Below are 13,075 nucleotides of genomic sequence, written 5' to 3' on the forward strand. Positions count from 1 at the left end.
CTTGGGAATACATCGAACAAGACAAGTGCTCAGCTTTTTACGGAGGTTGAACAACATGAACGAGGCAGACGGTTACCGGATCGAGCACGACTCCATGGGCGAGGTGCGGGTCCCCGCGCACGCCAAGTGGCGGGCCCAGACCCAGCGGGCGGTGGAGAACTTCCCGGTCTCGGGACAGCGCCTGGAGCGCGCCCACATCGAGGCCCTGGCCCGGATCAAGGCCGCCGCGGCCAAGGTCAACGCCGAGCTCGGCGTGATGGAGAAGGACCGCGCGGAGGCGATCGCCTCGGCCGCGGAGGAGGTCGCCGAGGGCCGCTGGGACGAGCACTTCCCCGTGGACGTCTTCCAGACCGGCTCGGGCACCTCGTCCAACATGAACACCAACGAGGTGATCGCCACCCTCGCCACCGAGCGGCTCCCCGAGGGCCGCGAGGTCCACCCCAACGACCACGTCAACGCCTCGCAGTCCTCGAACGACGTCTTCCCGTCCTCCATCCACATCGCGGCCACCGCCGCCGTCACCCGCGACCTGATCCCCGCCCTGGACCACCTCGCCGCCTCCCTGGAGCGAAAATCGGCCGAATTCGCGTCGGTGGTCAAGTCCGGCCGTACGCATCTGATGGACGCCACCCCGGTCACCCTGGGCCAGGAGTTCGGCGGCTACGCGGCCCAGGTCGGATACGGCGTCGAGCGCTTGCGCGCCGCACTCCCCCGGCTCGCCGAACTCCCCCTCGGCGGTACGGCGGTGGGCACCGGCATCAACACCCCGGCCGGCTTCTCCGCGGCCGTCATCGCCGAGGTCGCCCGCGCGACCGGGCTGCCGCTGACGGAGGCCCGCGACCACTTCGAGGCCCAGGGCGCCCGCGACGCCCTGGTGGAGACGTCCGGGCAGCTGAGGACCATCGCCGTCTCCCTCACGAAGATCGCCAACGACCTGCGCTGGATGGCCAGCGGCCCGCGCACCGGCCTCGCCGAGATCAACCTGCCCGATCTCCAGCCGGGCTCCTCGATCATGCCGGGCAAGGTGAACCCGGTGATCCCCGAGGCGGTCCTGATGGTCGCCGCCCAGGTGACCGGAAACGACACCACCGTCGCGGTGGCGGGCGCGGCCGGGAACTTCGAGCTCAACGTGATGCTCCCGGTGATGGCCAAGAACCTGCTGGAATCCGTACGGCTTCTGGCCAACGCCTCCCGGCTCCTCGCCGACCGCACGGTCGACGGGATCACGGCGAACGTGGAGCGCGCCCGCGAGTACGCCGAGTCCTCCCCGTCCGTGGTCACCCCGCTGAACAAGTACATCGGCTACGAGGAGGCCGCGAAGGTCGCGAAGAGGTCCCTCGCCGAGCGGAGGACCATCCGCGAGGTCGTCCTCGACTCCGGCTACGTGGAGCGCGGCGACCTCACCGTCGAGCAGCTCGACGAGGCGCTGGACGTGCTGCGCATGACGCGCCCCTAGGCGCGCGACCGGCCGGTGGTGACCGGCCGGTAGCCGGATCGTCCATGTCCGGTAGCCGACTCCTCCGTGATCTGTGCCGCAGCGGTCGTGGGAGCGCGCCCCTAAGATCTGCGCATGACAGGATCGGGCGGCTCTCAGCACTGGGCGCCGGGGGATCACATCCTCTGGCGCTACCGCGGCAACGGCACCGGAGCGGTGCACATCTGCCGGCCGGTGACGGTCGTCCAGGACACGCCCGAGCTGCTCGCGGTCTGGATGGCGCCCGGCACCGAGTGCGTCCGCCCCGTGCTCGCCGACGGCACGTCCGTCCACGAGGAGCCGCTCGCCACGCGCTACACCGCCCCGCGCACCACCGAGCGGACCCGCTGGGCCGGCAGCGGGGTGCTCAAGCTGGCGCGGCCCGGCGAGCCGTGGTCGGTGTGGCTGTTCTGGGAGCGCGGCTGGCGCTTCCGCAGCTGGTACGTGAACCTGGAGGAGCCGCGGGTCCGGTGGTCGGGCGGCTTCGACTCCGAGGACCACTTCCTCGACATCTCCGTCTACCCCGACCGCAGCTGGCTGTGGCGGGACGAGGACGAGTTCGCGCAGGCCCAGCGGTCCGGCCTGATGAGCCCGGAGCAGGCGGCCCGGGTGCGGGCGGCCGGGGAGCGGGCGGTGGAGCGGATCAAGACGTGGGGGACGCCGTTCGCGGACGGCTGGGAGGACTGGCGGCCCGATCCGGGCTGGCGGGTTCCGCACCTGCCGGCGGACTGGGATCGCACTCCGGCGCACACGGCGCCGTGAGACCCTTGATGCGCCCCCGGGGTTCAAACGTAGGATCGTCCTCCGCACGGCAGAGACGGACCGAACACCACGTCAGACCGACCGAACAGCACGTCAACGACTCAGCACAGCGCAGGACCTGACCAGAAGTCATCCACGAGGGGGAGAGCAGTGCCGGACGTGCGCCCGGGTGTTCCGACCCCTGCCGTTGCCGCAGCTCGCGGAACGTCCACATCCGCTGCATACGAGGGGTTTACCCCCGCCGAAGGCGCGGCATCGGCGAGAAGAGCGAGTGCATCGCACCACCGGCCCGGACGGACGGAACCCCACGCGTGACGGAGCATCCCACCTCCCACGAAGGCCGGCAGCCCCTGGCTGCCCGGTCGCAGGAACGTGCGCGCCCTCGCCAGGAGGCGGCGGCCGGCCTGCCCTCCGACGTGCCCGCCCAGGCGGGCGGCCCGGCGACCCCCGCGACCCCGGGCGCGGAGGCACCCGCACAGCCCACCGCACCGGACACCCCGGGCGGCACGGGTCACCCGGGCGCCCCCGGCCATCCGACCGACGCCGGCGGTACGGGCCACCCCGGCGGCCCCGGTGCCGTCGCCGTCGCCGTCTCCCCGCAGCCTCAGGGCGGGGCGCGCGGTGGGGACACCGCCGCGCGGCGGGAGGGCGACCGGCTGCGGTTCGTCGGTGCCGCGACCCGGCGCATCGCGCGCGGCATCGACCTGGACGAGATCGTCCTCGGCCTGTGCCGGGCCACCGTGCCGACCTTCTCCGACGAGATCCTGGTCTACCTCCGCGACCCGCTCCCGGTGGGCGACGAGCGGCCGGTGGCGCCGTTCGTGCTGCGCCTGCGCCGCACCGACCGGCTGCGGTTAAGCGATCTGGAGGGCGAGGAGCTCGTCCTCGTACCCGATCCGGATCCGACCCCCGCGGCCGAACTCTGCGAGGTGCGGAACGGCGGGACGCTCGCCGAGGTGCTGCGCGGGGTGCGGCCGGTCTTCGGCGACTCCGCGGCCGCCAAGTCGGCCCTCACCGAACTGCTCGGCCCCGAGCATCCGTTGCCCGGCGGGCTGCGGGCGGTCCTGGCACCGCTGCGCGGCCGCCGCCGGGTGATCGGCGCGGCCGTGTTCCTGCGCCGCCCCGAGCGGGCCGGCTTCGAGCCGAACGACCTGCTCGTCGCGGCGCAGCTGGCCACGCACACCGCGCTCGGCATCGACAAGGCCGTGCTGTACGGCCGCGAGGCGTACATCGCGGACGAGCTCCAGCGGACGATGCTGCCGGACTCGCTGCCGCAGCCGACCGGCGTCAAGCTGGCCTCGCGCTATCTGCCGGCGGCCGAGACGGCCCGGGTCGGCGGCGACTGGTACGACGCGATCCCGCTGCCCGGCAGCAGGGTCGCCCTGGTCGTCGGCGACGTCATGGGCCACTCCATGACCTCGGCGGCGATCATGGGCCAGCTGCGCACCACCGCGCAGACCCTGGCCGGTCTCGACCTGCCGCCGCAGGAGGTCCTGCACCATCTGGACGAGCAGGCGCAGCGGCTCGGCGAGAACCGGATGGCGACCTGCATGTACGCGGTGTACGACCCGGTCTCGCACCGGATCACCGTCGCCAACGCGGGCCATCCGCCGCCGATACTGCTCCACCTGGGCGGCCGCGCCGAGGTGCTGCGGGTGCCGCCCGGTGCCCCGATCGGGGTCGGCGGGGTGGACTTCGAGGCGGTCGAGCTGGACGCCCCGGCGGGCGCCACGCTGCTGCTCTACACGGACGGTCTCGTCGAGTCCCGGCTGCGGGACGTGTGGACGGGGATCGAGCAGCTGCGGGAGCGCCTCGCGGCGACCGCGCAGCTGACCGGCCCCGACCACTCGCCGCCGCTCGAGGCGCTCTGCGACGACGTCCTGGACATGCTGGGTCCGGGCGACCGGGACGACGACATCGCGCTGCTCGCGGCCCGGTTCGACGGGATCGCGCCGAGCGACGTCGCGTACTGGTTCCTGGAGCCGGAGGACGCGGCTCCGGGGCGGGCCCGGCGGCTCGCCCGGCGGGCGCTCGCCCGCTGGGACCTGGAGGAGCTGACGGACTCGGTCGAGCTGCTGATCAGCGAGGTGGTGACGAACGCCGTGCGGTACGCGGAGCGTCCGGTGACCCTGCGGCTGCTGCGGACGGACGTGCTGCGCTGCGAGGTCGGCGACGACTCGCCGCAGCTGCCCCGGCAGCGGCGGGCGCGCGACACGGACGAGGGCGGGCGCGGGCTCTTCCTGGTGAACCGGCTGGCCCGGCGGTGGGGGGCGACCCGGCTCTCGGGCGGCAAGGTGGTCTGGTTCGAGCTGGCGACCCGTACCTGAGCCCCTGACGCTTCCCGTACGCCGTCTCTCACGACCGAAGGCCGGACCCCTTGCGAGGGGTCCGGCCTTCGGTCGTGTCGTCGGTCGTCAGCGGGGCGGGCGCACGGTGGTGTTCGTGACGGGGTCGCCGCCGTCCGGCGGCTGGATCGTCGTCGGCGGGGCCGTCGGCTCCTGGGTCGCCGTGGGCTCCTGGGTGGGCTCCGGCGGCGTGGTGACGGGGTCGCCCGTCGGCTGCGGCGGCGTGGTGGCCGTCGCGGTCGGCGGGGCCGTCGGGCCGGTGGTGGCCGTGGTCGGCTCCCCGGTCGGCTCGTCGGTCTGCGGGGCCTCGCTGGTGCTGGTGGGGTCCGGCAGGGTGCCGTCGGGGGCGGCGCCGTCGGTCTCCAGGTCGAAGGTGGCGTCCGAGCCGCCGTTCAGCGCGCGCTCGGTGTAGTCGCCCCAGATCAGGGCGGGCGTGCGGCCACCGTTGGCGCGGCCCTCGTTGATGGTGTTGGTGAGGGTGACCTGGTTGCCCTGGGCGTCCTCGCCGAAGAGGCCGACGGCGGTGACGAGTTCGGGGGTGTAGCCCACGAACCAGGCGGAGCGGTTGTTCTCCGAGGTGCCGGTCTTGCCGGCGGCCTCGTAGTTTCCGGCGGCGCGGGTGCCGGAGCCGCTCTGCACGACGCCCGTCATGGCCTGGGTGGCGGTGTCGGCGGCCTCGCGGCTGATGACCTGGTCGCCGATCGCCGGGGCGCCCTTGACCGTGCGGTCCTTGTGCTCGGCGGTCTTCACCAGGGTCGGGGTGACCTTCTTGCCGTGGTTGTCGAGCGTGGCGTAGGCGCCGGCCATGTCCATGGTCGAGGCGCCCATGGTGCCCAGGGAGATGGCGGGGGTCTCGGGGAAGCCCGCGCCGTCCTTCATGCCGAGGGCGAGGGCGGTCTTCTTGGCCTTGGCCGGGGTGACGTCGACGATCATCTGGGCGTAGACCGAGTTGATCGAGCTGTTGGTGGCCCTCTGGACGGTGACGGGTCCGTAGCTGCGGTCGTCCTCGTTCTCCGGCGCGAAGGCGATGGGGCTGCCGACGACCGGCCGCTGGCTGTCGCCGTCGTAGATCGTGCCGAGGCCGATCTTCCGGCCGTCCTGGGTGACCGCCTGGTTGTCGACGGCGGAGGCGAGGACGATCGGCTTGAAGGTGGAGGCGGGCTGGTAGTCGCGGCGGGTCGCGTTGGACATCCAGTGCTCGGTGGCGCCGACGCCGCCGTACATCGCGACGACCGCTCCGGTCTTCGGGTCGACGGAGGTGGCGCCGGCCTGGACGGTGGCCTGCTTCTTGTCGCCCTTGCGGTCGAGCTTGGACTCCAGCTGCTTGTCGACCGCCTTGACGAGGTCCTTCTGCTTCTTCTCGTCGATGTTGAGGGTGATCGTCCAGCCGCCGGCCTTGATGTCCTCCTCGCTGACGCCCTGGCGGATCAGCTCCTGGTTGGCGGCCTCGACGATGTAGCCGGTCTGGCCCTCCATGCCGGGGGCGGGCTTGGGCTTCTGCGGGACGGGGAACTTCATGCCGGCCCGCTCGGAGGGGCTCAGCCAGCCCTCGCCGACCATGTTGTCGAGGACGTAGTTCCAGCGCTCCTCGACGAGCTTGCGGCCGGTGGGGCTCGCGGACGTCCAGTCGTACTGGTTGGGCGCCTGGAGAAGCGAGGCGAGGTAGGCGCCCTGGGCGGTGGTGAGCTTGGTGGCGTCGACGCCGTAGTACGAGCGGGCGGCGGCTTGGATGCCGTAGGCGGAGCGGCCGTAGTAGCTCGTGTTCATGTACCCGGCGAGGATGTCGCTCTTGCTCATCTTCTGGTCGACCTTGATGGCGATGACCATTTCCTTGAGCTTGCGGGTCGCCGTCTGGTCCTGGCTCAGGAAGTAGTTCTTGACGTACTGCTGGGTGATGGTCGAACCGCCCTGCTTGCCCTTGCCGGTGACGGTGTTCCAGGCGGCGCGGGTGGTGCCCTTGATGTCGACGCCGTTGTCCTTGTAGAAGGTCTTGTTCTCGGCGGCGACGAACGCCTTCTGGACCTGCAGGGGGATCTTGTCGAGGCCGACGATCTCACGGTTGATCTTGCCGGTGCGCGCGAGGATCTTGCCGTTGGAGTACTTGTAGATGTTGCTCTGCATCGTCGCCTCGGCGTTGGCCGACGGCACCGGGACCAGCAGGTAGACGACGTAGAGGGCGCCCATTCCGAGCAGGCAGAACACGAAGAAGGTGCCCAGGAGCTTCTTCCAGGTGAAGAGGCGGCGTATGCCGCGCTTCTTCGCCTTGCCCTTGTCCGGTCGGCCCATGTGTCCAGTCGCTCCGCTCGTCGTGTGTCCGGCGCCTCGGTGCTGTGCCCGTGCGCGCCGGGTCAGCTCGGCTAGCTAACACCGACGAGGCGGACAAAGGACAACCGATCACGTCTTTTCCGGACGTGAGAATCAGCACCCACGCCCAGAGGAACCGACGCTCGGGCGGGGCGGATGGTTGCGTGAAGGCTTGATTCCGGTTAGTGACGGTTCATGGTCAACGCCCGCCCGGCGGCACGCCCGAGCGGTCGACGCTCGGCTATACATCGTGCGTATACACCCCGTGTAGAGTGGTCCCCATGTCCATCGGTCACACCCTCCTCGGGCTCCTGGAGTCCGGCCCGCGCCACGGCTACGACCTCAAGCGCGCCTTCGACGAGAAGTTCGGCCAGGACCGGCCGCTCCACTACGGCCAGGTCTACTCGACGATGTCCCGGCTCCTGAAGAACGGCCTGGTCGTCGTCGACGGCATCGAGGCCGGCGGCGGCCCGGAGCGGAAGCGGTACGCGATCACCGAGGCCGGCATCACCGATGTCGCCCAGTGGCTCGCCACCCCCGAGAAGCCGGAGCCGTACCTCCAGTCCACCCTCTACACCAAGGTCGTCCTGGCCCTGCTCACCGGCCGCGGGGCCGCCGAGCTCCTCGACACCCAGCGCGCCGAGCACCTCCGCCTGATGCGCGAGCTCACCCGGCGCAAGCGCGACGGCGACCTCGCCGACCAGCTCATCTGCGACCACGCCCTCTTCCACCTGGAAGCGGACCTGCGCTGGCTCGAACTGACCGCCGCCCGCCTCGACGCGCTCGCCGAGGAGATCCGCCGATGAGTCCCACGCCGCTCCTGCAGGCCACCGGCCTGGACAAGGCCTACGGCCCGACCCCGGCGCTCGCGGGCGCCGACTTCGCCCTCCGGGCCGGCGAGGTCGTCGCCGTCATGGGCCCCTCCGGCTCCGGCAAGTCGACGCTCCTGCACTGCCTCGCCGGCATCGTGCGCCCCGACGCCGGCACCATCACCTACGACGGACGCGAGCTCACCGCGCTCTCCGACGGCGCGCGCAGCTCCCTGCGCCGCACCGACTTCGGCTTCGTCTTCCAGTTCGGCCAGCTCGTCCCCGAGCTGACCTGCGTCGAGAACGTCGCCCTCCCGCTCCGCCTGAACGGCGAGAAGCGGAAGACGGCCGAGGCCAGGGCCGCCGAGTGGCTCGCCCGCCTGGAGGTCGACACCGTCGCCGGCAAGCGCCCCGGCGAGATATCCGGCGGCCAGGGCCAGCGCGTCGCCGTCGCCCGCGCCCTCGTCACCGCCCCGCGCGTGATCTTCGCCGACGAGCCGACCGGCGCGCTCGACTCCCTCAACGGCGAGCGGGTCATGCACCTCCTCACCGACGCCTCCCGGGACACCGGCGCCGCCGTCGTCCTCGTCACCCACGAGGCCCGGGTCGCCGCGTACTCCGACCGCGAGGTCGTCGTACGGGACGGTTCGGTACGGGACTCGGAGTGGGCGGCATGAGCCTCGGCACCTGGGCCCGCGACCTGACGCTCGGCGCCCGGTTCGCGGTCACCGGCGGCCGCTCCGGCCTGCTCCGCACCGTGCTGACCGCGACCGGCGTCGGCTTCGGCGTGGCCCTGCTGCTGCTCGCCGCCTCCTTCCCGAACATGCTCTTCCAGCGGGAGGTCCGGGAGTCCGTCCGGGCCGTCGACGGCAGCGAGCAGGTCACCTCGCCCCGCCCCGACTCCTTCCTCCACCTGAGCCGGACCACCGTCTACCGGGACGACGTCATCAGCGGACTGCTGCTGCGCCCCGAGGGCGACGCACCCCCGCTCCCGCCCGGCGCCCCGGCCTTCCCCAGGACCGGCGAGATGCTGGTCTCCCCCGCGCTCGGCGAGCTGCTCGACTCCCCCGAGGGCGCCCTCCTCAAGGAGCGGCTCCCCTACAAGGTCGCCGGAACGATCGGCCCGGCCGGACTCATCGGCCCCGCCGAGCTCCGGTACGTCGCCCACGTCGACTTCCTCGACGCCGAGAACCTCGACGGGCGCGGCACGCGCTACGGCTGGTCGGTGCCCGAGGAACCGATGAACGCGTTCCTTATCCTCCTCGTCGTCGTCGCCTGCGTCGTCCTGCTCCTCCCGGTGCTCGTCTTCGTCGCGACCGCCGTCCGCTTCGGCGGCGAGCAGCGCGACCGGCGGCTCGCGGCGCTGCGGCTGATCGGCGCGGACACCACCATGACCCGCCGGATCGCGGCGGGCGAATCCCTCGCGAGCGCGCTGCTCGGCCTCCTCGTCGGCCTCGGACTCTTCGCGGTGGCCCGGCAGTTCGCGGGGATCTTCACCATCTGGGACGTCAACGCCTACCCCGGCGACGTCGTGCCGATGACCGCGCTCGCCGTGCTCGTCCTCGCCGTCGTCCCGGTCGCCTCGGTCGTCGTCACCCTCTTCGCCCTGCGCGGGGTGGCCATCGAACCGCTCGGCGTCGTCCGCACCTCCACCCCGCGCCGCCGCCGGCTGTGGTGGCGGCTGCTGCTCCTCGCGGCCGGCGTGGCCTTGCTCGTCCCGCTCATCGGCGACATCCGCGCGAACCAGACGAGCATCGACAGCGTGAGCGTCGTGCTCGGCACCACGCTCGCCCTGATCGGCCTCACCACCCTGCTGCCCTGGCTCGTGGAGGCCGGCGTGAAGCGGCTGCACGCCGGTCCGGTGGCCTGGCAGCTCGCCGTCCGCAGGCTCCAGTTGAGCAGCGGCACGGCGGCCCGCGCGGTCAGCGGCATCGTCGTCGCGGCGACCGGGGCGATCGCGCTCCAGATGCTCTTCCAGGCGATGGAGAGCGACTTCACGCAGCCCACCGGCGAGGACACCTCACGCGCCCAGATCGCGATCGGCGTCGACGCCGAGAACGCCGACGAGGCCCGCGGGATGATCGACCGGCTCCGGCGGACCGAGGGCGTCGCCGGCGTGATCGGCATCATCGAGTCGACCGTGTGGCGGCCCGGCCCCCTGAAGGGCGGCGAGGAGTTCTCCCCGAGGGCCTCGATCCGGGTCGGCGACTGCGCCTCCCTCCGGGAGTTCGCCACGCTTCCCTCCTGCGCCGACGGGGACGTCTTCGTCTTCCTCGCGCACGGCGCACAGGGCAATCCGGACGACTCCTTCGTCACCAGGGTGGCCCGGCCCGGCGCCACCGTCGCCCTGGGCGACCCGCATCCGCACCCGAGCGAGCCGCAGCGCCCGAAGGGCGCCCCGCTGCCCCAGTGGCGCATCCCCGCCACCGCCAAGGTCGTGGACTCCCGCCCGGACCCGACCGGCATGTACGAGTACGGCGTCCTCGCCACCCCGTCGGCGATCGACACCGCGCTCCTCGACGAGCCCGACGCGCAGGCGATGGTCCGGCTCGACCCGGCCGTGCCCGACGCCGCCGACCACGTACGGAACACGGCGGACGCCATCGATCCGACCTCCTGGGTGCGCACCCTGAAGGACACCGAGCGCGACGCGGCGTTCTCCAGCGTCCGCACCGGCATCCTCGTCGGCTCCACCCTGACGATGCTCCTGGTGGCGGCCTCGCTCCTGGTCGCGACGCTGGAGCAGCTCAGGGACCGCAAGCGGCTGCTGTCCTCGCTCGTGGCCTTCGGCACCCGGCGCTCGACCCTGAGCTGGTCGGTGCTGTGGCAGACCGCGGTGCCGATCCTCCTCGGACTGGCCCTGGCCGTGGCGGGCGGCCTCGGCCTCGGGCTCGTCCTGCTGAGGATGGGCGGGCAGCCGGTGAACGACTGGTGGGTCTTCCTGCCCGTCGTCGGGATCGGCCTCGGCCTCATCGCGGTCGTGACGCTGCTGAGCATGCCGGTGCTGTGGCGGCTGATGCGGGCGGACGGGCTGCGGACGGAGTAACCCACCGTTCGCATGTACGAGAGGGGCGCGGGTTCCTGGCACCGGGGGGTGTCGGGAACCCGCGCCCCTCTCGTACGAGCTCAGGCCAGTACCCGTACCGGAAGCTCCTCCATCGCCCCGCGCAGGGCCTGGGCCAGCTCCTCGAACTCGGCGTGCCGGGCCGCGCCCGTCCGCATCGCGAGGGCGATCCGCCGCGAGGGCGCCGGTTCGGCGAACGTCCCGGTCCACAGGGCGGTGTTGCGGGCGGTCTCCACGGTCACGGCGGTGCGCGGCAGCAGGGTCACCCCGAGGCCGCCGGCGACGAGCTGGACCAGGGTGGCGAGCCCGGCGGCGGTGGTGGTGACCTCGGCACCGTCGGAGCGCCCGGCCTCCCGGCAGATGTCGAGGGCCTGGTCGCGCAGGCAGTGCCCTTCGTCGAGGAGCAGCAGCCGGAGTCCCTTGAGGGCCTCGCGCGGGATGTCGTCCCGCCCTGCCAGCGCGTGCCCCTCGGGGGCGACCAGGACGAAGTCCTCGTCGAAGAGGGGGAGTTCGGTGACGCCGGGCACACCGAGCGGCACGGCGAGGAGCAGCAGGTCGAGCCGCCCTGCGGCGAGCCCCTCCAGGAGCGAGGAGGTCTGCTCCTCGTGGACCTGGAGGTCGAGGTCGGGGTAGCGCCGGTGGACGAGCCGCAGGACGGTGGGCAGCAGATAGGGCGCGACGGTCGGGATCACGCCGAGTCGCAGGACGCCGGTGAAGGGGGCCTGGGCCGCCTCCGCCTCCTCCATCAGCTCCGCGACCGCTTCGAGGACCGTCCGGGCGCGGACCGCGAGCCGCTCCCCGGCGGGCGAGAGCAGCACCTTCCGCGTCGTACGCTCGAGGAGCTGGACACCGAGTGCCTCTTCGAGGGCCGAAACCGCGCCCGAGAGGGCGGGCTGGCTCATGCCGATGGCGGCGGCCGCGTCCCGGAAGTGGAGATGCTCGGCGACCGCCGCGAAGGCTCTGAGCTGCGAAAGGCTCGGCTGCTTGCCTCGGTGCGGGCCGTGCGGGGGGCTGTACGGGGATGCCACTGATAACCACCTTCGATCAACCCGACCGAGTCTAGCTATTTCACTGATCAATGCACCCCGTGCCAGTATGTGAGACGTCCAACCCCTCACGGAAGCCCCCAAAAGGGATCCTTCCGACCCTGCAAGGAGAGCGCGTGCTCACTGTCGGTGACAAGTTCCCCACCTACGACCTGACCGCCTGCGTGTCGCTGGAGAGCGGCAAGGAGTTCGCGCAGATCGACCACAAGTCCTACGAGGGCAAGTGGCGCGTGGTGTTCTTCTGGCCGAAGGACTTCACCTTCGTCTGCCCGACCGAGATCGCCGCGTTCGGCAAGCTGAACGACGAGTTCGCCGACCGTGACGCCCAGATCCTCGGCGTCTCCGGCGACTCCGAGTTCGTCCACCACGCCTGGCGCAAGGACCACGCCGACCTGCGTGACCTGCCCTTCCCGATGCTGGCCGACTCGAAGCACGAGCTCATGAGCGACTGCGGCGTCCGCGGCGAGGACGGCTTCGCCCAGCGCGCCGTCTTCATCGTCGACCCGAACAACGAGATCCAGTTCACCATGGTGACCGCCGGCTCCGTCGGCCGTAACCCCAAGGAGGTCCTGCGGGTCCTCGACGCCCTGCAGACCGACGAGCTCTGCCCGTGCAACTGGAACAAGGGTGAGAGCACCCTCGACGCCGCCGCCCTCCTCTCCGGCGAGTAAGGGCGGACCCGACATGGCTCTCGACGAACTGAAGTCCGCCATACCGGACTTCGCCAAGGACCTGAAGCTGAACCTCGGTTCGGTCATCGGCAACAGCGACCTCCCGCAGCAGCAGCTGTGGGGCACCGTCCTCGCCTGCGCGATCGCCTCGCGCTCGCCGAAGGTGCTCAAGGAGCTGGAGCCCGAGGCCCAGGCCAACCTGAAGCCCGAGGCGTACCAGGCCGCCAAGTCCGCCGCCGCGATCATGGCGATGAACAACGTCTTCTACCGGACCCGGCACCTGCTGTCGGACCCCGAGTACGGGACGATGCGCGCCGGCCTGCGGATGAACGTCATCGGCAACCCGGGCGTCGAGAAGGTCGACTTCGAGCTGTGGTCGCTGGCCGTCTCCGCGATCAACGGCTGCGGCCAGTGCCTGGACTCGCACGAGCAGGTCCTGCGCCAGGCCGGGGTCGACCGCGCCACGATCCAGGAGGCCGTGAAGATCGCCGCGGTGATCCAGGCGGTCGGCGTCACGCTGGACGCGGAGGCCGTGCTCGCCGAGTAGGTCCGAGCCGTACGAGAAGGGCCCCGGGGCTTCGCGCCCCGGGGCCCTTCCGT

The 13,075-nt window shown here is 71.9% G+C and carries 10 protein-coding genes; 8 read left to right on the top strand and 2 right to left on the bottom strand.

Translation table 11 applies throughout. The features are described 5' to 3' along the window. Positions 1–55 precede the first annotated feature (55 nt). From ACF07V_RS00955 to ACF07V_RS00965, 3 genes are all read left to right on the top strand, one after another. Complete coding sequence (locus ACF07V_RS00955) at positions 56–1,456, top strand: class II fumarate hydratase (RefSeq protein WP_392150771.1); 1,401 nt, start codon at positions 56–58, stop codon at positions 1,454–1,456. A gap of 114 nt (positions 1,457–1,570) precedes the next feature. After that, positions 1,571–2,236 (top strand): DUF402 domain-containing protein, encoded by a 666-nt coding sequence (locus ACF07V_RS00960; RefSeq protein ID WP_392150772.1) that lies wholly within the window; start codon positions 1,571–1,573, stop codon positions 2,234–2,236. A gap of 311 nt (positions 2,237–2,547) precedes the next feature. Beyond that, positions 2,548–4,563 (top strand): SpoIIE family protein phosphatase, encoded by a 2,016-nt coding sequence (locus tag ACF07V_RS00965; protein WP_392150773.1) that lies wholly within the window; start codon positions 2,548–2,550, stop codon positions 4,561–4,563. An 87-nt stretch (positions 4,564–4,650) separates the two neighbouring features. Here ACF07V_RS00965 and ACF07V_RS00970 read toward each other — a convergent pair whose 3' ends face one another. Beyond that, complete coding sequence (locus ACF07V_RS00970) at positions 4,651–6,867, bottom strand: transglycosylase domain-containing protein (protein ID WP_392150774.1); 2,217 nt, start codon at positions 6,865–6,867, stop codon at positions 4,651–4,653. Positions 6,868–7,166: 299 nt separating this feature from the next. Here ACF07V_RS00970 and ACF07V_RS00975 point away from each other — a divergent pair, with 299 nt between their 5' ends. Genes ACF07V_RS00975 through ACF07V_RS00985 form a run of 3 tightly spaced genes read left to right on the top strand, consistent with a single transcriptional unit; the run spans position 7,167 to position 10,740 of the window. Beyond that, complete coding sequence (locus tag ACF07V_RS00975) at positions 7,167–7,691, top strand: PadR family transcriptional regulator (protein ID WP_225799388.1); 525 nt, start codon at positions 7,167–7,169, stop codon at positions 7,689–7,691. Next, positions 7,688–8,371, top strand: a complete 684-nt coding sequence (locus ACF07V_RS00980; protein WP_392150775.1) for an ABC transporter ATP-binding protein — start codon at positions 7,688–7,690, stop codon at positions 8,369–8,371. Before ACF07V_RS00975 ends, ACF07V_RS00980 begins: the two co-directional genes overlap by 4 nt. Further along, the gene (locus ACF07V_RS00985) at positions 8,368–10,740 is read left to right on the top strand and encodes an FtsX-like permease family protein (protein ID WP_392150776.1); all 2,373 of its coding nucleotides are present in this window, start codon (positions 8,368–8,370) and stop codon (positions 10,738–10,740) included. The genes ACF07V_RS00980 and ACF07V_RS00985 overlap by 4 nt, the downstream gene beginning before the upstream one ends. Before the next feature lie 80 nt (positions 10,741–10,820). Here the strand turns inward: ACF07V_RS00985 and ACF07V_RS00990 are convergent, their stop codons facing one another. After that, on the bottom strand, positions 10,821–11,786 hold the full coding sequence (locus ACF07V_RS00990) for a hydrogen peroxide-inducible genes activator (RefSeq protein WP_392150777.1): 966 nt from the start codon (positions 11,784–11,786) through the stop codon (positions 10,821–10,823). Between the two features lie 134 nt (positions 11,787–11,920). Here ACF07V_RS00990 and ACF07V_RS00995 point away from each other — a divergent pair, with 134 nt between their 5' ends. Continuing rightward, entirely contained in the window at positions 11,921–12,475 is a 555-nt protein-coding gene (locus ACF07V_RS00995) for a peroxiredoxin (RefSeq protein ID WP_352016772.1), read from the top strand. A gap of 13 nt (positions 12,476–12,488) precedes the next feature. Next, a complete protein-coding gene (locus ACF07V_RS01000; protein WP_030222466.1) occupies positions 12,489–13,022 on the top strand; it encodes an alkyl hydroperoxide reductase in 534 nt (177 codons plus the stop codon). Positions 13,023–13,075: the final 53 nt, after the last annotated feature.

It is taken from the genome of Streptomyces sp. NPDC015661, assembly GCF_043077765.1.
Classification (GTDB): domain Bacteria; phylum Actinomycetota; class Actinomycetes; order Streptomycetales; family Streptomycetaceae; genus Streptomyces.

Bases quoted from the DNA above. Each gene is read 5' to 3' on its own strand.
- ACF07V_RS00960 (WP_392150772.1), top strand. From the start codon at position 1,571: ATGACAGGATCGGGCGGCTCTCAGCACTGGGCGCCGGGGGATCACATC.
- ACF07V_RS01000 (WP_030222466.1), top strand. From the start codon at position 12,489: ATGGCTCTCGACGAACTGAAGTCCGCCATACCGGACTTCGCCAAGGAC.
- ACF07V_RS00970 (WP_392150774.1), bottom strand. From the start codon at position 6,867: ATGGGCCGACCGGACAAGGGCAAGGCGAAGAAGCGCGGCATACGCCGC.
- ACF07V_RS00980 (WP_392150775.1), top strand. From the start codon at position 7,688: ATGAGTCCCACGCCGCTCCTGCAGGCCACCGGCCTGGACAAGGCCTAC.
- ACF07V_RS00975 (WP_225799388.1), top strand. From the start codon at position 7,167: ATGTCCATCGGTCACACCCTCCTCGGGCTCCTGGAGTCCGGCCCGCGC.
- ACF07V_RS00955 (WP_392150771.1), top strand. From the start codon at position 56: ATGAACGAGGCAGACGGTTACCGGATCGAGCACGACTCCATGGGCGAG.
- ACF07V_RS00985 (WP_392150776.1), top strand. From the start codon at position 8,368: ATGAGCCTCGGCACCTGGGCCCGCGACCTGACGCTCGGCGCCCGGTTC.